The organism is Bradyrhizobium sp. Ash2021 (assembly GCF_031202265.1).
Taxonomy (GTDB): domain Bacteria; phylum Pseudomonadota; class Alphaproteobacteria; order Rhizobiales; family Xanthobacteraceae; genus Bradyrhizobium.
Genome location: NZ_CP100604.1, coordinates 98679 through 117723 on the forward strand (window position 1 = coordinate 98679; position 19045 = coordinate 117723).

Sequence of the window (19045 nt, forward strand, 5' to 3'; positions counted from 1 at the left end):
ACCCCGGCAAGCCGCCTTCTCCACCGCAATTGCGGCTTATTCTGCGGCCTGTCTGGCTCCCCGGACGCCCTGGGCCAGCGAGGATACCAGATCGGCCACGGCGGGTACGGTTTTGGCGGTCGCGCGCCCTTCGGCATCGAGGCTGGCGCGCAAGGCATCGACCAGCGCGGTGCCGACCACGGCGCCATTGGCATTTTCGGCGATCGCGCGTGCGGCCTCCGGCGTGCGGATGCCGAAGCCGACGCAGACCGGCAGCTTGGTATGCCGCTTGATGCGCGCGACGGCCTCGCCGACCGCGTTGGAGTCGGCGCTGGCGCTGCCGGTGATGCCGGTGATCGAAACGTAATAGACAAAGCCCGACGTATTCGCGAGCACCGCGGGCAGCCGCTTGTCGTCGGTGGTCGGTGTCGCCAGGCGGATGAAATTGAGCCCGGCCTTCATCGCCGGCAGGCACAATTCGGTGTCCTCCTCCGGCGGCAGATCGACGATGATCAATCCGTCGACGCCGGCGGCCTTCGCATCGACCAGGAACTTGTCGACGCCGTAGATGTAGATCGGATTGTAATAACCCATCAGCACCAGCGGCGTCGCGTTGTCGTCCTTGCGGAAGCCGCGCACCATCTCCAGCGTCTTCTTCAACGTCATGCCGGCCTTCAGCGCGCGCAGACCCGCCGCCTGAATCGACGGCCCGTCGGCCATCGGATCGGTGAAGGGCATGCCGATCTCGATAATGTCGGCACCCGCCTTCGGCAGCGCCTTGATGATATCGAGCGAAGTCTTTGGATCGGGATCGCCCGCCATCAGGAAGGTGACAAACGTCGAGCGGCCCTGTTTGGCGAGTTCGGCAAAGCGTGCGTCGATGCGGGTGGTCATGGTACGGCATTCGCTGTGCTATACCTCTCCCCACCGGGGAGAGGTCGGCTGCGTAGCAGCCGGGTGAGGGGGATGGACAGGTTCAAGGCCAGAGCGTGAACCCTTCGCGCGTCACAGACAAGCGCCGAAGCGAAGCTTTGGCAGGCGTTACGTAATCGGCGGCTGGCGCGATGGAAATTCCGCCGCCAGCATCCGATCGACCGATACGTCGTCGATTTCGTAACGCTCGACGGCAAGCTGATCGTCGAGGTTGACGGGGTGACGCACGCCGAACCGTCAGAAGTGGCAAAAGATAAAGCACGGTCCGAAGTGTTGGAGACCTGCGGCTTCCTTGTCGTCCGCGTCTCCAATACGGACGTGTACGACAATCTCGAGGGAGTCCTCGAAATGATCGAGAGTACGCTTCCGTCAGATTGAGAGGAAAGACCCCTCACCCGGCTGCTACGCAGCCGACCTCTCCCCGGCGGGGAGAGGTGCAGGAAAGAGCGACGCCCGACAGTCACTTCTTCCTGCCCTTCAGGATATCGCCGACCTGCGGCACGTCCTTGTCGCCGCGGCCGGAGAGATTGATCACCATCAGATGATCTTTTGGCCGTTTCGGCGCGAGTTCCATCACCTTTGCGATGGCATGTGCCGGCTCCAGCGCCGGGATGATGCCTTCGAGCCGCGACAGCAATTGAAACGCCGCCAGCGCTTCATCGTCGGTCGCCGACAGATACGTGACGCGCCCGGTTTCGTGCAGCCAGGAATGCTCCGGCCCGATGCCGGGATAATCCAGCCCCGCCGAAATCGAATGCGCGTCCTGGATCTGGCCGTCATCGTCCATCAGCAAATAGGTGCGGTTGCCGTGCAGCACGCCCGGCCGGCCGCCGGCGATCGAGGCCGCATGCAGTTGCGTCAGCCCATGGCCCGCCGCTTCGACACCGAAGATCTCAACCGAGGGGTCATCGAGGAACGGATGGAACAGCCCCATCGCGTTAGAGCCGCCGCCGATGCAGGCCACCAGCGAATCCGGCAGGCGGCCTTCCGCCTCCTGCATCTGCTTGCGGGTTTCGATGCCGATGATCGACTGGAAATCGCGCACCATCATCGGATAGGGATGCGGGCCCGCCACCGTGCCGATGCAGTAGAACGTGTCGTGCACATTGGTGACCCAGTCACGCAGCGCGTCGTTCATCGCGTCTTTCAGCGTCCGCGACCCCGACTGCACCGGGATCACCTTGGCACCCAGCATCTCCATGCGAATGACGTTCGGCTGCTGCCGCTCGACGTCGACCGCGCCCATATAGACCACGCAGTCGAGCCCGAACCGCGCGCACAGGGTCGCGGTCGCAACACCGTGCTGGCCGGCGCCGGTCTCGGCAATGATGCGCTTCTTGCCCATCCGGCGCGCGACCATGATCTGGCCCAGCACATTGTTGACCTTGTGCGAGCCGGTGTGATTGAGCTCCTCGCGCTTGAAATAGATTTTTGCGCCGCCGAGATGCTCCGTCAGGCGCTCGGCAAAATAAAGCGGCGACGGCCGGCCGACATAGTCTTTCAGGTAGCCATTCATTTCAGCCTGGAATGCCGGATCGGCCTTGGCGTCGGCATAGGCCTTTTCCAGGTCGAGGATCAGCGGCATCAGCGTTTCCGCGACAAAGCGTCCGCCGAAAATGCCGAAATGCCCGCGCTCGTCGGGACCGCTGCGGAAGGAGTTGGGTAGATTGGGATTCATCGAACCATCAATTCTTCATATCGTTCAGCGGCGCCGTCTCTGCTCCCTCGCCCCGCCCTTGCGGGGAGAGGGTTGGGGGGAGGGGCTCTTGCCGCAAATTCGGTGAGAGAGGTGAATGCGGCGACTCCCCCTCACCCGGATCGCTAGCGCGATCCGACCTCTCCCCGTAAACGGGGAGAGGTAAAGGAAGGTCGGTGGCGCGCGCGGCGCGGATAAAGGCGCGGATCATCTCGGGATCCTTGTGGCCTAGCGAACGCTCGACGCCCGAGGACACGTCGACACCGCCGGCGCCGGTGACGCGAACCGCCTCCGCGACGTTATCGGCATTGAGCCCGCCCGAGACCATGAACGGCAGTTTGAGATCGAGCTTTTCCAGCACGCGCCAGTCGAACACCGCGCCCAGGCCGCCCGGACGGGTGGCGCCCTTGGGTGCGCGGGCGTCGAACAGGATGCGGTCGGCGACGGTGGCATAGCCCGGCAGGGCTGCAAGGTCCGCCGCGGTCTCGACGGCAAGCACCTTCATGACCGGCAATCCGAACTTTTGCTTGATGTCGCGCAGCCGCGCGATGGTTTCCTTGCCGTGCAGCTGGAAAATGTCCGGCCGCAGCGTCTCGACGATGTTTTCGAGCGTCGCATCCTCGGCATCGACGGTCAGCGCCACCTTCACCGCGCGGCCTTTGGCCTGCTTGCCCAGTTCGCGCGCCGTCTCGAGGCCGAGATGCCGCGGCGACGGCGGAAAGAACACGAAGCCCACCATGTCCGCGCCGGCCTGCAAAGCGACGTCGAGCGTCTCGCGCGTGGACAGGCCGCAAATTTTGACAAGCAGGGACATGGTCTCTCGGGCGCGGGTTTGAGCCGCCAGAACAGGGTTGGAACGGAGCTGACGGGGCGGGTTCTACAACGTCGCGTCCTGCTTGTCTCGCCCGGCGGCCCCGTAAATGCCGCGCTGCGTCAATGCCGGCAGGCGCTGCGGTTCGCCCCGGGAAGCCAGCGAAGCAGCCCGCAAATCGGCGGCTTCCGCCCGCGCCCGGCGGGCGTCGGCCTCGTGCTGGCGCGCGGCGCGGCGCCAGTGGCGCTGGCGGAACCAGGTCGCCGAGCCGCCCGCGGCCACCCCCAGAATGGCCACCGCGATGATCACGACGAACAGCGGCAGCGTCACGGCCACGGTCGGATCGGTGGAATTGAACGGATCGAACGACACCGTCACCCAATGACGGTTGGCGACCGCGAAGACGATGAAGATGAGCCCCAAGGGAATGACGACCAGCGCCGTGAAGAATTTTCGCATGACCATCTCTCGTATTGATGGAGATCGGCGGGAAGATGTCCCGCAACACGGCACCAGATCGCCGGACCCCGTAACCGCCCTACGCGCCGGCTTCCGGCGAGCCGCCGTCGCGGTTCAGACGCTCGCGCATCTCCTTGCCCGTCTTGAAAAACGGAACGCTCTTCTGGTCGACCGGCACATGCGCGCCGGTGCGCGGATTGCGGCCGGCCCGCGCTGGACGATGTTTCACCGAGAAAGCGCCGAAACCACGCAGCTCGACCCGGTCGCCGCGCGCCAGGGCCGCGACGATTTCATCGAGGATCGCATTCACAATGTTCTCCACATCCCGCTGGTAGAGATGCGGGTTGTGCTCGGCGATGCGCTGAACGAGTTCGGATTTGATCATCGAAACTGGGATCCGGGAGCGTGCGGATATGCATTTCCGTGAAAATGCCTTGAACTGTCAAGACGCTAAATCAAATTTGGGTGACGCGAAAGCACGTGACAGACGCCCCGAAGGGGGTTTGTGACCATACAAGCACAGCGGGAAACCGCGGCAGGGACGCACCCGTGCGGTTCAATTCGGTCCTGCGGGACGCCATAACGCCAGCATTCCGTCGAGTCCAAGGCGATCGACCGCCTGTGCCACGCCGGCCTGCTCGATCTGGCGCGCCACCGAGCCCAGCCCGAGGGCATCCAGAGTAATGGAAGCCGCCGTTCGCAGGAAAGTCAGGTCGCCAAAGCGCGGGCTCAGCTTGAAATCGCGCACCGGCAGATCGCTCTTGATCTTCTTCTCGGCGACCAGCCATGCGATCGCGGCTTTCTCATCGCCGAGCTGGTCGATCAGCTTGAGGTCGACCGCCTGGCGGCCGGTGAAGACCCGTCCGTCCGCGACCTTTTCGAGCAGCGCGTCGTCCATGCCGCGGCGCTCTTTCACGAGGCCGCGGAACCAGGCGTAGGAATCCTTCACCAGCGCGTCGAGCGCCGCGCGGGCTTCCGGGCTGGTCGGTTCAAAGCCGTTGGGTGCGGCTTTCAGCGGCGACGACTTCACTTCCTCGACCTTGACGCCAACGGTTTTCAGAAGCTCGGTGAAATTCGGAAACTGGAACAGCACGCCGATCGAACCAACCAGCGAGCTCTGCTGGGCAACGATGTGATCGGCCGCAATCGCCGTGATGTAGCCGCCCGACGCGGCCAGCCCCTCGACGACCACGACCAGCGGCTTCTTGGCTTTGAGGCGCACCAGCGCGTCGTAGAGCTGCTCGGAGCCCGCCGTGGTGCCGCCCGGCGAGTTTATATGCACGATAACCGCCGCAGCCTGCGATTTTTCCAGCCGCTCCAGCGCCGCGACGCGTTCCTGGTCGCTGCGGATCAAGCCCTCGATATTGATCCGTGCGATCGAGCCACCGCCCGTCAGCGAGCCGCGTTCGCCCGTCGCGATCACGCCGACGGCGCCAATCGCGGCAATCGCGACCACCGCGGCGGCCACGCGCCAGAAGGTCAGCTTGCGGCGGATCCTGCGGCGATCGACGATCACATCTGAATCAAGCGACATTGAAATTCTCCTGAAATATCCCGCGCGTTTTGCATCCGCAGCGTCACCAACGCCTTATCCAATTACATCAATTGCGATGCAATATGAAGAAAACAAGGCCCTTCTTCCTTCTCCCCTTGTGGGAGAAGGTGGCGCGAAGCGCCGGATGAGGGGTCTCTCACCGCGCATTCAGTGTTCGCGGAGACAGACCCCTCACCCGTCCGCGATGCTCCGCATCGCGTCCACCCTCTCCCACAAGGGGAGAGGGTAAAAAACAAAAAAGGCCCCGGTCGAAACCGGGGCCCGATTGATGGTGACCGAGAAAGCGTAAGCTTACTTGTCGCGGTTCTTGAGCGCGGTGCCGAGAATATCTCCCAGCGTCGCCCCCGAATCGGAGGAGCCGTACTGCGCGATGGCTTCCTTCTCTTCGGCGACTTCCAGCGCCTTGATCGAGACCTGCACCTTGCGGGCCTTCTTGTCGAACTGGATCACCCGCGCATCGACCTTCTCGCCGACCGCAAAGCGTTCGGCGCGCTGATCGTTGCGATCGCGGGCCAGTTCGGAGCGCTTGATGAAGGTGGTGAAGTCGGTGCCCGAGATCTTTACCTCGATGCCGGCTTCCTTCACTTCGAGCACTTCGCAGGTCACGACCGCGCCCTTCTTGACGTCGCCAGGCTCGGCGAAGGGGTCGCCTTCGAGCTGCTTGACGCCGAGCGAGATGCGCTCCTTCTCGACATCGACGTCGAGCACCACGGCCTTGACCATGTCGCCCTTCTTGAAGTTGTCGATCACCTGCTCGCCCGGAAGCTTCCAGTCGAGGTCGGAGAGATGGACCATGCCGTCGACATCGCCTTCGAGACCGAGGAACAGACCGAACTCGGTCTTGTTCTTGACCTCGCCTTCGACGGTCGAGCCGACCGGGAACTTCTCCACGAACACTTCCCAGGGATTGCGCATGGTCTGCTTGAGGCCGAGCGAAATCCGGCGCTTGACCGAATCGACTTCCAGGACCTGGACTTCGACTTCCTGCGAGGTCGAAACGATCTTGCCCGGGTGCATGTTCTTCTTGGTCCACGACATTTCCGAGACGTGGATCAGGCCTTCGATGCCCGGCTCCAGTTCGACGAACGCGCCGTAGTCGGTGATGTTGGTGACGCGGCCGGTGAAGCGCGCGTTCAGCGGGTACTTCGCCTCGATGCCCTGCCACGGATCGTCCAGCAACTGCTTCATGCCGAGCGAGATACGGTGGGTCTCATGGTTGATCTTGATGATCTTGACCTTCACGGTCTGGCCGATGGTGAGCACCTCGGTCGGGTGATTGACCCGGCGCCAGGCGATATCGGTGACGTGCAACAGGCCGTCGATGCCGCCGAGGTCAACGAACGCACCGTAATCGGTGATGTTCTTGACCACGCCGTCGATCACCTGACCCTCTTCGAGGTTCTGCACCAGCTCCTGGCGCTGCTCGGCGCGGGTCTCTTCGAGAACCGTGCGGCGCGACACCACGATGTTACCGCGGCGGCGGTCCATCTTGAGGATCTGGAACGGCTGCGAGTTGTTCATCAAGGGTGCGACGTCGCGGATCGGACGGATGTCGACCTGCGAACGCGGCAGGAAGGCGACCGCGCCGTCGAGGTCGACGGTGAAGCCGCCCTTGACCTGGTTGAAGATGACGCCGTGGACCTTCTCGTTGTTGTTGAAGGCCTTCTCGAGCTTGCCCCAGCTTTCCTCGCGGCGCGCCTTGTCGCGCGACAGCACGGCTTCGCCGAGCGCATTTTCGATTCTGTCGAGGAACACCTCGACCTCGTCGCCAACCTTGAGGTCGCTCTCGCGGCCGGGTCCTGCGAACTCGCGCAGCGCCACGCGGCCTTCGGTCTTGAGGCCGACGTCGATGACGGCCATGTCCTTTTCAATTGCAACTACCTTGCCCTTGATGACGGAGCTTTCCTGCAAATTGCCGCCGGCGAAGGACTCGTCCAGCATCGCAGCGAAATCGTCGCGGGTAGGATTATAAGAAGCAGCAGTCGAAGCCATATGTTCTCCAGATGCGGGTATCGCCGGCTTTTCGGGTTAAAGGGCGTATCGCGCGTGAAGTGTCAGGGTTCCGCAAACCCTAACGACCGCTGTTTGCGACAAATCGCAAAAGCGGGCCGGCAGCATGCCTGCACGTTCGGTACGTTGATTTTATCCGGAGCCTGAAACGAGCGTATCGACTTCAAGAACCTGGAGCGGGCTTTCCTCCAATGACGGCAGGGGTTTCAAACCTCCTGCCGGCCCGCTCGGACAGCCCTGATCTCATCGATGGCGGCCCGGATGGCTCGGGATATAGCGCCCAAGGCCGTTTTCGGCAAGCCGGAAATGCCCGATTTACGGGGCTTTAAGGCTGACGGGGACTGAACGCCGGGACGACATATCGACGTTTCAACGGGTTGTTGACCGCATTCCGCGAAAGCCGCCAGCGAGGCCTTTTCCGGAACCTGGTCTTAAGCGCGCCCCCACACAATGGCACCGTTCAATTAAAACAGGGGGAATACCGTCATGAAGAGCTTTATCGTCCTGACCGCCGTCGCCGCTCTAACCGTCGGCAGCGCCATTGCCGCGATGCCGGGCGCGGCCGGGTCCATGCGCACCATGTCCGCCGCCCAGCCGGTCGTGACCATGGCCGACCAGGAACTGCCGTTCGACCGCTACTGGTCCAAGAACTAAGCTGATCGGATCTGAACGCCGCGCGCAGCGTTTTACCGCGCTGCGCGGACCGCCTCCACGATCGCGATAGCGGCCCGCACGCCGGCCTCGATATCGAGGTTTGAATTGTCGAGCGTGTGCGCGTCGGGGGCCGGCCTCAACGGCGCGACCGCGCGATTGCGGTCGCGTTCGTCGCGTTTAAGAATATCGGCCAGCACCAGGGCCTCGTCGGCCTCTTCGCCGCGCGCGCGGGCTTCCAGCGTCCGTCGGCGGGCCCGCACGTGCGGATCGGCCACCACAAAAATCTTCACATCGGCATGCGGGCAGATCACGGTCCCGATGTCGCGGCCGTCGAGCACCGCGCCCGGCGGATCGGCGGCGAACTGGCGCTGAAAATTCAATAACACTTCCCGCACTTTCGGGATCGCCGAAACCACCGAGGCGGCGTCACCCACCGCCTGGGTTTTCAGCGCGGGATTGCCGAACTTTTCCGGATCGAGCTCAAGTGCCGCGGAGACCGCGATCACCTCGTCGGTAAGGTCGGCGCCGGCATCCAGCAGCGCCTTGGCGACGGCGCGGTAGATCACTCCAGTATCGAGGTGGCGATAGCCATAGTGCTTGGCAAGCCGTTTTCCCAGCGTGCCCTTGCCGGATGCGGCCGGTCCGTCGATGGCGATAATCATGAAAACTCCGCGCCGAGCGAGCGCATCATCGGAATGAAATCCGGAAATGAGGTGGCGATGAAGGCGGTGTCGTCGACCTTGACCGGCTTGTCGGCGGCAAGGCCCATCACCAGCGCCGACATCGCGATGCGATGGTCCATGTGGGTGGCGACGAGGCCGGCGCCGGGCACGTGACCGCGGCCTTCGACGATCAAATCGTCGCCGGATATCTCGACCCTGACGCCGTTGACGCGCAGCATGTCGGCAGTCGCCTCCAGCCGGTCGGATTCCTTGACGCGCAATTCCTTCAGGCCGCGCATGATGGTGGTGCCTTCGGCAAACGACGCCGCCACCGCCAGCACCAGATATTCGTCGATCATCGAAGGCGCGCGTTCCGGCGGCACCTCGACGCCGCGCAGCTTTGAGGCGCGCACGCGCAGCTGCGCCATCGGCTCGCCGGCATCGCCGCGCAGTTCGCTTTCCTCGATCGAAGCGCCCATCTCGCGCAGCGTCGTGAACAGGCCGGTGCGCAGCGGATTGGTCATGACATCGGAGAACACGATGTCGGAGCCCTCGACGATCAGCGCCGCCACGATCGGGAACGCGGCCGAGGAGGGATCCGCGGGCACCACGATTTCAGCGCCATGCAGTTCGGGCTGTCCGGTGAGCGCGATCCGGCGGCCGTGGCTGCCTTCCGCGGTCGAGACGATCTGGGCGCCAAAGTGCTTGAGCATCAGTTCGGTGTGGTCGCGGCTGGCTTCCTGCTCGATCACGGTGGTGACGCCGGGCGCGGCCAATCCCGCCAGCAGCACCGCCGATTTGATCTGCGCCGACGCCACCGGCGTCCGGTAGAGAATCGGCACCGGATCGCGCGCGCCGTGCAGCGTCAGCGGCAGGCGGCCGCCTTCTTTGGCTTCGCCGGCCCTGGCGCCCATCAATTCCAGGGGGTCGAGGATCCGCCGCATCGGCCGGGTGCGCAGCGAAGCATCGCCGTCGAACACCGCGGTGATCGGGCAACCGGCCACCGCCCCCATCACCAGGCGGCATCCGGTGCCGGAATTGCCGAAATCCAGCGCCGCGGCCGGCTCGGCGAAGCCAGCCACGCCCACGCCCTGTACCGTCCAGGCAAACGGGCCGGTCCGATCCACCTTCGCCCCCAACGCCTGCATGGATTTGGCGGTGTTGAGCACGTCTTCGCCCTCAAGCAGGCCGGAAATCCGGGTTTCGCCGACCGCAAGCGCCCCGAGGATCAGGGCACGGTGCGAAATCGACTTGTCGCCGGGAACTCGGACTTTCCCGGTCAGGGGGCCGCTAGAGCGGGATTCGAGCGGGGTGGGGGCGGCTGCAAGGTCGTCTGAATGGGTCAAGATTGTGTCCTCTGCGCGGGCGGCAGTATCACATGGGCCACACGGCGTCACGCGGTCAGCAAATGCCTGCAAAGCGCTATTGACAGCAGCCCCTCAACTAGCCAAGTGAAGCACCGTTTTTCAGAAATCCCCAGGATTGCACACGTGGCCAAATCCGATCTCGGAACCAAACGTATTTGCCCGACGACGGGTAAGAAATTCTACGACTTGAACAAGAGTCCTGTGATCTCGCCCTACACCGGCGAAGTGGTGCCGATTGCGCCGATCGCGCCGCCGCGGGCCGCCCGTGGCGATGCCGCGCGCGCCGCCGCCGCATCGGCCGCCACCGCCGCCGATGTGCCGGAGCCCGCCGAGGCCGAGGAATTGGTCTCGCTGGAAGAGGCCGATGCCGAGGAGAACACCGGCAAGGTCAAGGCCGCCGTTCCCGAATCGGAAGACGATATCGAGATCGACGAGACCATCGAAGACGATGACGACGATGATTCCACCTTCATCCCCGACGAGGAAGAAGGCGACGAGGACGTCACCGATATCATTGGCGACGTCGGCGGCGACGAAGAGACTTGAGATCAGCCCTGAACTGTGTTCAGGGTTTTTCCCCGCGCGTCCCCCAAGGCGTGCGGGCAGCATGATTCGGAAAAGTGGCAACCGCTTTTCCGAAAAGATCGTGCTAAAATAGTAGAGTTAAGGGGCCATAGCTCAGCTGGGAGAGCGCTTGCATGGCATGCAAGAGGTCGGCGGTTCGATCCCGCCTGGCTCCACCAGCCTTCGCTTGCTTCGCAAGCTACGGCTCGGCAAGCCACGCCGAAGTCTATCGTAGCGAAGCAAGCGAAGGCTGCCGCGTCGTAGCCCGAAGGGCGAAGACGGGCTCTATCGGTAAACATTCGGCAAGCTACGGCCCGGCAAGCCACGCCGAAATCCATCGTAGCGAAGCAAGCGAAGGCTGCCGCGCCATAGCCCGAAGGGCGACGGCGGGCTCTATCGGTAAACGTTCCGCAAGCTACGGCTCGGCAAGCCACGTCGAAGTCTATCGTAGCGAGGCAAGCGAAGGCTGCCGCGTCGTAGCCCGAAGGGCGAAAACGGGCCTCGGCAAGCCGGGGGCCTCCATTGTAGCTTCTACGGCGGAGGCGGTCCGCCCATGAGATACGTCTACATCTTAGAAAGTCTTGATTCCGAGCATTACTACATCGGCATCACGGACGACTTGCGCGCGCGGTTGGCGAAGCACAATGCTGGGGAAGTGCCTCACACCTCAAAGTATGGGCCTTGGCGGATAAAGACCTACGTGGCGTTCCGTGACGAAGCACAGGCTTTCGCGTTCGAAAAATACCTGAAGTCCCCCTCCGGCCGGGCATTCGCGAAAAAACGCCTCTGACGACTGCCCTTCCCCCTACTCCCCCAACACCGCATTCAGCCTGTCCCGTAGCGCGAGGATCTCGTTCTTCATCGCCGACAGTTCGCCGATCGAGCACGCCGAGGCGGCGAGAATCGACTGCGGCACGCTCCGGGCTTTTTCCCGAAGCGCCTGACCCTGCGACGTCAGCGCGATCAGCACCTGCCGCTCATCCTCGGTGCTGCGCGTGCGCTTGATGAGATCGGCCGCCTCCAGCCGCTTCAGCAGCGGCGTCAGCGTGCCGGAATCCAGAAGCAGCCGTTCGCCGATGTCCTTGACCGGCACGTCGTCGCGTTCCCACAGCACCAGCATGACCAGATATTGCGGATAGGTCAGGCCGAGCCGGTCAAGCAATGGCTTGTAGACGCGGTTGAACGCGTGCGCGGTGGAATAGATCGCGAAGCAGATTTGATTGTCCAGCCGCAGCATCTGGTCCGCCGCCTGCTTCCTAGCCATTTTGCAACCTCGCCAGCGAATAGAACTTGGGTCCATACTGGGACGGCTCGCGCCGGCATTCAATTGCGAACAATTAAATGTGAGCCCAGATAATATCTATTGCACACAATTTAATTGTATGCAATATAATAATCATCGAAACCGCAACAAGGGAGATCACCATGTCCGTCAATGTGCTCTACAAGACCAGCGCCAAAGCCACCGGAGGCCGCGATGGCCATGCCGCCACGCTCGACGGCGCTCTGGACGTCAAGCTCACCACCCCGAAGGAACTCGGTGGCGGCGGCGGCGCCGGCAATAATCCCGAGCAGCTGTTCGCCGCCGGTTATGCCGCCTGCTTCATTGGCGCGATGAAGTTCGTGGCTTCCCAGGGCGGCCCGAAGGTGCCCGCGGACGCCTCGGTGACTTCCACGGTGGGGATCGGCCCGCGTGCGGCCGGCGGCTTCGGCCTGACGGTCGACCTTGCGGTCGCCCTGCCCGGCGTTCCGCGCGCCGAAGCGGAGGCCCTGGTCGAGAAGGCCCACCAGGTATGCCCCTATTCCAACGCCACCCGCGGCAACGTGGATGTCCACCTGACCGTTGTGTAACGAGTTCGCCGAATGGTCCGCCGAGAAATCGGCGGGCCTTTCGCGACGTGGAATTTGGCCGGCGCGCCCCGATGGCAACCCCGGCATACGCCTACGCGCGCCAAGCCATTGCTGCCGCGCCTGAAGACCGCTAGCTCAGGAATTCCACGTGAATCCCACCTGAGCGAAGGTTGTTTCCATGAATGCCCAAGCCGCTCCCGGCGCGATGACCGGCCTGCGCGTGATCGATCTGACGCGCGTGCTCGGCGGTCCCTATTGCACGCAAATTCTCGCCGATCACGGCGCCGACGTCATCAAGGTCGAGCCGCCCGCCGGCGACGAAGTACGCGACTGGGGTCCTCCGTTCCATGACGAGGACGCCGCTTATTTCGTCGGCATCAACCGCAACAAGCGCTCGATCGGGCTCGACCTCGCCGCCGAAGGCGGGCGCGCGGTGCTGATGAAGATGCTGGAGAGCGCCGACGTCCTGATCGAGAATTTCAAGCCGGGCACGCTCGACAAATGGAGCATCGGCAACGAGGTGTTGCGCGAAAAATTTCCAAAGCTCGTGCATTGCCGGATTTCCGGTTTTGGCGGCGACGGCCCGCGCGGCGGCAATCCCGGCTATGACGCGATCATCCAGGCCATGACCGGCATGATCGCCGCGACCGGCTCGCCCGAAAGCGGCCCGATGCGGATCGGCGTCCCCCTGGTGGATATTTCAACCGGGCTTTATGCGGCGATCGGCATTTTGATGGCGCTGTCGGAGCGGCAGCGATCCGGCCTCGGTCAGTTTCTCGAGACTACGCTGTACGAGACCGGCCTTGCCATCATGCATCCGCACACCGCGAATTATTTCATGCATGGCAGGCCGCCCGCGCTCACCGGCAATGAGCATCCCAATCTCGTGCCGTACGCGATCTTCCCGACCCGCACCGACAACATCTTCATCGGCGTCGGCAATGACGGCACCTTCCGCAAGCTCGCCAAGGAGATCGGCAAGCCCGAACTTGGCGCCGACCCGCGCTTTGCCCGCAACAAGGACCGCATCGCCAACCGCGACGCGCTGCGCCAGGAGCTTGCCGCCGTGTTCAGCCAGCACGACGCCGAACCGCTCTGCGATCGCCTGCTCGCCGCAGGCCTGCCGGCAGGTCCGGTGCAAAAGATCGACCAGGCGCTCACCAATCCGCACACCGTCCATCGCGGCGATGTCATCGCCAAGGACTGGTACAAGGGCGTCGCATCCCCGATCCGGCTGGAACGAACAAAACCCAGCCTGCGTCGCACGCCGCCGAAGTTTTCGGAGCACTCGGCCGAGGTGCTGGGAGAGTTCGGATACTCGAAGGGCGAGATCGACGCGCTGGTGGCCAAAGGCGTGGTCTGCGGGCCTGAGCGGAAGCGCTGAGCCGCGATACCGGCTCCCGGATGCGGGTGCAGCGTCGCTCGACGGTGCACCGCAAATGCGCGGCGCGCTGCAACCGTTAGCAGCCTCAGCCTATTTTCCGGCTTCCCTTGGCCTGTGCTTTCCCCATAGCATCCTTTCGCCTATACGGTCATTTGCACGTCATCCGCCGCTGTTATCGCGCGAAACGAAGATGACGGCCCAACCTGGAGGAATTTTATGGCTCTTCGACAACTCGGCGCTGCTGCGGCAGTCGCGGCAACGCTCGCGCTCGCAACGCCTGCCCACGCTGTGACCGAGATCCAGTGGTGGCATGCGATGACCGGCCCGAACAACGACGTCGTGGTCAAGCTCGCCAATGATTTCAATGCCTCGCAGAACGACTACAAGATCGTCCCGAGCTTCAAGGGCAGTTACGCCGACGTCCTGAATGCCGGGATCGCGGCGTTTCGGGCCGGCAATGCGCCCGGCATCATGCAGGTGTTCGAGGTCGGCACGGCGACCATGATGGCGGCCAAGGGCGCCGTCAAACCGGTTTCCGAACTGATGAAGGAGCAGGGCGAAAGCTTCGATCCCAAATCCTATCTGCCGGCGATCACCGGTTACTACTCGACCTCGAAGGGCGACATGCTGTCGTTTCCGTTCAATTCGTCGAGCATGGTGATGTGGATCAATCTCGACGCGCTGAAGAAGGCCGATATCGCCGAGCCGCCGAAGACCTGGCCGGAGGTGTTCGCCGACGCCAGGAAGTTGCACGCGACCAGCCCGACCTGCGGCTTCTCCTCGTCCTGGATCACCTGGGGCCTGATCGAGCAGTTTTCGGCCTGGCATAACGTGCCGATCGGCAGCAAGGGCAACGGGCTGGACGGTTTCGACACCGTGCTCGCCTTCAACACCCCGCTGCAGACCAAGCTGCTCGAGGGCCTTGTCGATCTGCAGAAGGACAAGAGCTACGACTATTCGGGACGCACCAACACCGGAGAGGGGCGTTTCACGTCGGGTGAATGTCCGATGTACATGACCTCCTCGGCATTTTATCCGAACGTCAAGGCGAACGCCAAGTTCACCTACACCGCGGTCCCGATGCCGTACTTCCCCGACGTCAACGGCGCGCCGCAGAATTCCATCATCGGCGGCGCTTCGCTGTGGGTGATGGGCGGCAAGACGCCGGAGGAATACAAGGGAATTGCAAAATTCTTCACCTTCCTGTCGGACACCGATCGCCAGGTCTATCTGCACGAGGTGTCGGGCTATCTGCCGATCACCAAGGCGGCCTACGACAAGACCAAGACCTCGGGCTTCTACGACAAGAATCCGATCCTGGAAGTCCCGCTGAAGGAATTGACCAACAAGCCGCCGACCGAAAATTCGCGTGGCCTGCGCTTCGGCGGCATGGTGCAGATGCGTGATGTCTGGTCCGAGGAGATCGAGGCAGCTCTCGCCGGCAAGAAGTCGGCGAAGGAAGCCCTCGACGCCGCGGTGTCGCGCGGCAACGCGATGCTCCGCCAGTTTGAGCGCACCGCCGCCAAGTAACGGCGACGAGGATCGTGGCCATGGTCGACCCCGGCCGCGATCCGTTCAGCGAGGCATCATGGAAAACCGGGCGATCTTTTCAGGCAAGCTGCTGCCCTATCTTCTGATCCTGCCGCAGCTCGCGGTTTCGCTGATCTTTTTCTACTGGCCGGCGCTGCAGGCCCTGCAACAGTCGTTTCTGGTGCAGGACGCCTTCGGGCTTTCCACCGAGTTCGTCTGGTTCGAAAACTATATCAATCTGCTGCAAACGCCCGAGTACTATCACGCGATCGCCGTCACCTTTGTCTTTTCGGCGCTGGTGGCATTCTTCTCGCTGACGATCGGTCTCCTGCTCGCGGTGATGGCGAACCGCAACATACGGGGCGTCCAGATCTATCGCACCTTTCTCATCGTCCCCTACGCGGTGGCGCCGGCGGTTGCCAGCGTGCTCTTCATCTTCATGTTCCAGCCCGGCCTCGGCATGATTGCGCGCGCGCTGCAGCGCAACGGTATCGACTGGAATCCGGTGCTCAACGGCACCCACGCGATGATCCTCGTCGTCGTCGTCGCGGTCTGGAATCAAATCAGCTACAATTTTCTGTTCTTTCTCGCGGGCCTGCAGGCCATCCCCAGGAGCGTGATCGAGGCGGCCGCGATCGACGGCGCCAAGCCGATGCGGCGGTTCTGGACCATCATCTTCCCGCTGCTGTCGCCAACGACGTTCTTCCTGATCATCGTCAACATCACCTATGTCTTCTTCAACACGCTCGGCATCATCGACACCGCGACCGGCGGCGGCCCCAACGGCGCCACGCAAACGCTGGTCTATAAGGTGTTTCAGGATGGCAAGGTCGGGACCGACCTCGGCGGCTCGGCGGCGCAGTCGGTTATCCTGATGGTGATCGTGGTCGCGCTGACCGCATTTCAGTTTCGCTACGTCGAAAAGAAAGTTCATTACTGATCGCCATGGTCGAGCATCGCCGATTTGGAAACCTGCTGCCTCATCTGGTCCTTCTGGCCGGCGTCGCGATCGTCGCCTTTCCGGTCTATCTCGCCGTCATCGCCTCCACCCACGACAACACGGTGATCGCCAACGGCCAGATGCCGCTCTATCCGGGCTCGCACGCGATCGAGACCTACTGGAACACCATCGTGTCCGGCACTGGAAAGACCACGCGCGCGCCGGTCGGCGGCATGATGCTGAACAGCCTGATCATGGCGCTCGGTATCGCGGCAGGGAAGATCGCGATCTCGATCATCTCGGCCTACGCGATCGTGTTCTTCTCGTTCCGGTTCCGGATGACCGCGTTCTGGACCATCTTCATCACGCTGATGCTGCCGGTCGAAGTGCGCATCTTTCCGACCTACAAGATCACCAGCGACCTGCACATGCTGGATTCCTATGCCGGGCTGATCCTGCCGTTGATCGCCTCGGCCACCGCGACGCTGTTGTTTCGCCAGTTTTTCATGACGGTGCCGAAGGAACTGGTCGAAGCCTCGAAAATCGACGGCGCCGGACCGATCCGGTTTTTCTGGGATACCTTGCTGCCGCTTTCGGTGACCAACATCGCAGCACTGTTCGTCATCCTCTTCATCTACGGCTGGAATCAGTATCTCTGGCCACTCTTGATTACGACCCGCGACGACATGCAGACCATCGTCATCGGCATCAAGAAGATTATCGACGTGCATGACGCACTGACCGAGTGGCAAGTGGCGATGGCGACCGCCGTGCTTGCGATGCTGCCGCCGGTCGCGGTCGTCGTGCTGATGCAACGCCTCTTCGTCAAGGGCCTGATCGAGACGGAAAAGTGAAATGGCGAACGTAACCCTCCGCAACGTCCGCAAGGCCTACCCCAACGGATTCGAGGCCATCAAAGGCGTCGATGTCGACGTCGCCGACGGCCAATTCTGCGTGCTGGTCGGCCCCTCCGGCTGCGGCAAGTCCACGCTGTTGCGCATGGTGGCGGGGCTGGAGACCATTTCGAGCGGCGAGATCGACATCGGCGGACGGATCGTCAACCAGGTCGAGCCGGCCGAACGCGACATCGCGATGGTGTTCCAGAATTACGCGCTCTATCCGCATATGAGCGTCTACAACAACATGGCCTATGGCCTGCGCAACCGCCGCATGCCGCAGCCGGAAATCGACACCCGCGTTCAGGAAGCCGCGCGAATTCTCGAACTCGGCGCGATGCTGGACCGCAGGCCGGGGCAGCTTTCCGGCGGCCAGCGCCAGCGCGTCGCGATGGGCCGCGCCATTGTGCGGCAACCAAAGGTGTTCCTGTTCGACGAACCGCTGTCGAATCTCGACGCCAAGCTGCGCATCGCGATGCGGGTGGAAATCCGGAAATTGCAGCGCCGGCTCTCGACGACGTCGATCTACGTCACCCACGACCAGCTCGAGGCGATGACGCTGGCCGACATCCTCGTGGTCATGAATGGCGGCCAGGTCGAGCAGATCGGCAATCCACTCGACATCTACCAGAAGCCCGCGACCACCTTCGTCGCCTCCTTCATCGGCGCCCCGCCGATGAACCTGATGCCGCTAAGCGCCGATGAACTCAAATCGCAATTGGCCGGCGACAGCCGTATCAACGACGCCGGCATTCTGGGAATCCGCCCCGAGGACTTCGTCGTCTCGAACGAAACCGTCGCCGGCGGCGTCGCGCTTGGCCTCACTGTCGAGGCGATCGAGCGCGTCGGCGCGGAAACCTTCATCTACGGCACCCGCGAGCGCGACGTGCAGGGCGTTGCCGCCAACCCCGGCGAATTGCCGCCCGGCGAGGTGCTGGTGCGGATCCCCGGCGCCATCGGCCCCGCCATCGGCCAGCGGATCAGGGCGGTCGCGGCGCCGGACAAGCTGCATCTATTTACCGCCGATGGCCGCAAGCGGATCGGCCCGTGACCGTCGTTCCCGGGCGTGCGAAGCACGAATCTCAGATGCGCAATTAGCGCATCAGGGGACCTCGAGATTCTCAGGTGCGCAATTGCGCACCTAGTTCGCGTCTTCGACGTGCCCCGGAATGACCTTTTTGGTCATTTTGTCGCGGTTCTACAGAGGCTTGAACCCTATCCGAATCAACCCCATATTCCCTTGTGACCGGACGGCGGACCGTCATCCAGTCGAATGGGGTGCCGTAAGGGCCCCTCAAAGTCGCTTCGAGAGGACTTTGTAATGTCTCGTGTTCCTTCGTTATCAAGTCCGTTCCTGCTGGGATTCGACGAAATCGAGCGTGCGCTCGATCGCGTCGTCAAAGGCGCCGACGGTTACCCGCCCTACAATATCGAGCGGTGCGACCGTAATAACGGCCAGCCCGAACGCTTACGCATCACGCTGGCGGTGGCGGGATTTACCCGCGACCAACTCGATGTAACGATTGAGGAAAACCAGCTCGTGATCCGGGGCCGCCAGCAGGACGACAAGGCCCGGCAATACATCCATCGCGGCATCGCCGCGCGCCACTTCCAGCGCACCTTCGTGCTGGCGGAGGGGATGCAGGTGCTGGGCGCGGATCTGAAAAACGGGCTGTTGTCGATCGACCTTGCCAGGCCGGAACCTGAAAGGGTCGTTAAGACAATTGCTATCAATGAACATGAATAATGGAACG

The 19045-nt window shown here is 63.0% G+C and carries 21 protein-coding genes and 1 tRNA gene; 12 read left to right on the forward strand and 10 right to left on the reverse strand.

What is annotated here, in order from left to right:
- Positions 1-36 precede the first annotated feature (36 nt).
- A complete protein-coding gene (gene trpA, locus NL528_RS00410; protein WP_309180809.1) occupies positions 37-873 on the reverse strand; it encodes a tryptophan synthase subunit alpha in 837 nt (278 codons plus the stop codon).
- 162 nt (positions 874-1035) lie between these two features.
- On the opposite strand from trpA, the gene NL528_RS00415 reads away from it, so the two are divergent.
- A complete protein-coding gene (locus NL528_RS00415) occupies positions 1036-1290 on the forward strand; it encodes an endonuclease domain-containing protein (RefSeq protein ID WP_309185288.1) in 255 nt (84 codons plus the stop codon).
- Between the two features lie 82 nt (positions 1291-1372).
- Here the strand turns inward: NL528_RS00415 and trpB are convergent, their stop codons facing one another.
- The 6 genes from trpB to rpsA form a co-directional block, all read right to left on the reverse strand.
- Positions 1373-2590, reverse strand: a complete 1218-nt coding sequence (gene trpB / locus NL528_RS00420; protein WP_309180810.1) for a tryptophan synthase subunit beta — start codon at positions 2588-2590, stop codon at positions 1373-1375.
- A 7-nt stretch (positions 2591-2597) separates the two neighbouring features.
- Positions 2598-3422, reverse strand: a complete 825-nt coding sequence (locus NL528_RS00425; protein WP_375143968.1) for a phosphoribosylanthranilate isomerase — start codon at positions 3420-3422, stop codon at positions 2598-2600.
- A gap of 63 nt (positions 3423-3485) precedes the next feature.
- Positions 3486-3878: a LapA family protein gene (locus NL528_RS00430; RefSeq protein ID WP_309180811.1), complete on the reverse strand. Its 393-nt coding sequence runs from the start codon at positions 3876-3878 to the stop codon at positions 3486-3488.
- 79 nt (positions 3879-3957) lie between these two features.
- Positions 3958-4263, reverse strand: coding sequence for an integration host factor subunit beta (locus NL528_RS00435; protein ID WP_138831907.1), 306 nt, complete (start codon positions 4261-4263; stop codon positions 3958-3960).
- Positions 4264-4434: 171 nt separating this feature from the next.
- Positions 4435-5412, reverse strand: coding sequence for a signal peptide peptidase SppA (gene sppA / locus NL528_RS00440; protein WP_309180812.1), 978 nt, complete (start codon positions 5410-5412; stop codon positions 4435-4437).
- A 312-nt stretch (positions 5413-5724) separates the two neighbouring features.
- Positions 5725-7425, reverse strand: a complete 1701-nt coding sequence (gene rpsA, locus NL528_RS00445; RefSeq protein ID WP_074272187.1) for a 30S ribosomal protein S1 — start codon at positions 7423-7425, stop codon at positions 5725-5727.
- A 504-nt stretch (positions 7426-7929) separates the two neighbouring features.
- Here rpsA and NL528_RS00450 point away from each other — a divergent pair.
- On the forward strand, positions 7930-8097 hold the full coding sequence (locus NL528_RS00450; RefSeq protein ID WP_309180813.1) for a hypothetical protein: 168 nt from the start codon (positions 7930-7932) through the stop codon (positions 8095-8097).
- Positions 8098-8129: 32 nt separating this feature from the next.
- On the opposite strand, the gene cmk is transcribed toward NL528_RS00450, so the two are convergent.
- Both cmk and aroA read right to left on the reverse strand, forming a co-directional pair.
- Entirely contained in the window at positions 8130-8759 is a 630-nt protein-coding gene (gene cmk / locus NL528_RS00455) for a (d)CMP kinase (RefSeq protein WP_309180814.1), read from the reverse strand.
- Positions 8756-10105 carry a 3-phosphoshikimate 1-carboxyvinyltransferase gene (aroA, locus tag NL528_RS00460; protein WP_309180815.1) on the reverse strand — a complete coding sequence of 450 codons (1350 nt, stop codon included), beginning with the start codon at positions 10103-10105 and terminating at the stop codon, positions 8756-8758. Before aroA ends, cmk begins: the two co-directional genes overlap by 4 nt.
- A 144-nt stretch (positions 10106-10249) precedes the next feature.
- On the opposite strand from aroA, the gene NL528_RS00465 reads away from it, so the two are divergent.
- From NL528_RS00465 to NL528_RS00475, 3 genes are all read left to right on the forward strand, one after another.
- A complete protein-coding gene (locus tag NL528_RS00465; RefSeq protein WP_309180816.1) occupies positions 10250-10672 on the forward strand; it encodes a TIGR02300 family protein in 423 nt (140 codons plus the stop codon).
- Positions 10673-10793: 121 nt separating this feature from the next.
- Positions 10794-10869, forward strand: a tRNA-Ala gene (locus NL528_RS00470).
- Positions 10870-11243: 374 nt separating this feature from the next.
- The gene (locus tag NL528_RS00475; RefSeq protein WP_309180817.1) at positions 11244-11480 is read left to right on the forward strand and encodes a GIY-YIG nuclease family protein; all 237 of its coding nucleotides are present in this window, start codon (positions 11244-11246) and stop codon (positions 11478-11480) included.
- A gap of 15 nt (positions 11481-11495) precedes the next feature.
- Here NL528_RS00475 and NL528_RS00480 read toward each other — a convergent pair whose 3' ends face one another.
- Positions 11496-11954, reverse strand: a complete 459-nt coding sequence (locus NL528_RS00480) for a MarR family transcriptional regulator (RefSeq protein ID WP_309180818.1) — start codon at positions 11952-11954, stop codon at positions 11496-11498.
- A gap of 161 nt (positions 11955-12115) precedes the next feature.
- On the opposite strand from NL528_RS00480, the gene NL528_RS00485 reads away from it, so the two are divergent.
- From NL528_RS00485 to NL528_RS00515, 7 genes are all read left to right on the forward strand, one after another.
- Positions 12116-12541, forward strand: a complete 426-nt coding sequence (locus NL528_RS00485) for an organic hydroperoxide resistance protein (RefSeq protein ID WP_309180819.1) — start codon at positions 12116-12118, stop codon at positions 12539-12541.
- A 178-nt stretch (positions 12542-12719) separates the two neighbouring features.
- On the forward strand, positions 12720-13925 hold the full coding sequence (locus NL528_RS00490; protein WP_309180820.1) for a CaiB/BaiF CoA-transferase family protein: 1206 nt from the start codon (positions 12720-12722) through the stop codon (positions 13923-13925).
- Between the two features lie 216 nt (positions 13926-14141).
- Positions 14142-15455, forward strand: a complete 1314-nt coding sequence (ugpB, locus tag NL528_RS00495) for a sn-glycerol-3-phosphate ABC transporter substrate-binding protein UgpB (RefSeq protein WP_309180821.1) — start codon at positions 14142-14144, stop codon at positions 15453-15455.
- 58 nt (positions 15456-15513) lie between these two features.
- Positions 15514-16395 carry a sn-glycerol-3-phosphate ABC transporter permease UgpA gene (ugpA, locus tag NL528_RS00500; RefSeq protein ID WP_309180822.1) on the forward strand — a complete coding sequence of 294 codons (882 nt, stop codon included), beginning with the start codon at positions 15514-15516 and terminating at the stop codon, positions 16393-16395.
- A 5-nt stretch (positions 16396-16400) separates the two neighbouring features.
- Positions 16401-17249 carry a sn-glycerol-3-phosphate ABC transporter permease UgpE gene (gene ugpE, locus NL528_RS00505; protein WP_309180823.1) on the forward strand — a complete coding sequence of 283 codons (849 nt, stop codon included), beginning with the start codon at positions 16401-16403 and terminating at the stop codon, positions 17247-17249.
- 1 nt (position 17250) lies between these two features.
- Entirely contained in the window at positions 17251-18342 is a 1092-nt protein-coding gene (locus tag NL528_RS00510) for a sn-glycerol-3-phosphate import ATP-binding protein UgpC (RefSeq protein WP_309180824.1), read from the forward strand.
- Between the two features lie 270 nt (positions 18343-18612).
- Positions 18613-19038 carry an Hsp20 family protein gene (locus NL528_RS00515; RefSeq protein WP_309180825.1) on the forward strand — a complete coding sequence of 142 codons (426 nt, stop codon included), beginning with the start codon at positions 18613-18615 and terminating at the stop codon, positions 19036-19038.
- The last annotated feature ends 7 nt before the right edge of the window (positions 19039-19045 follow it).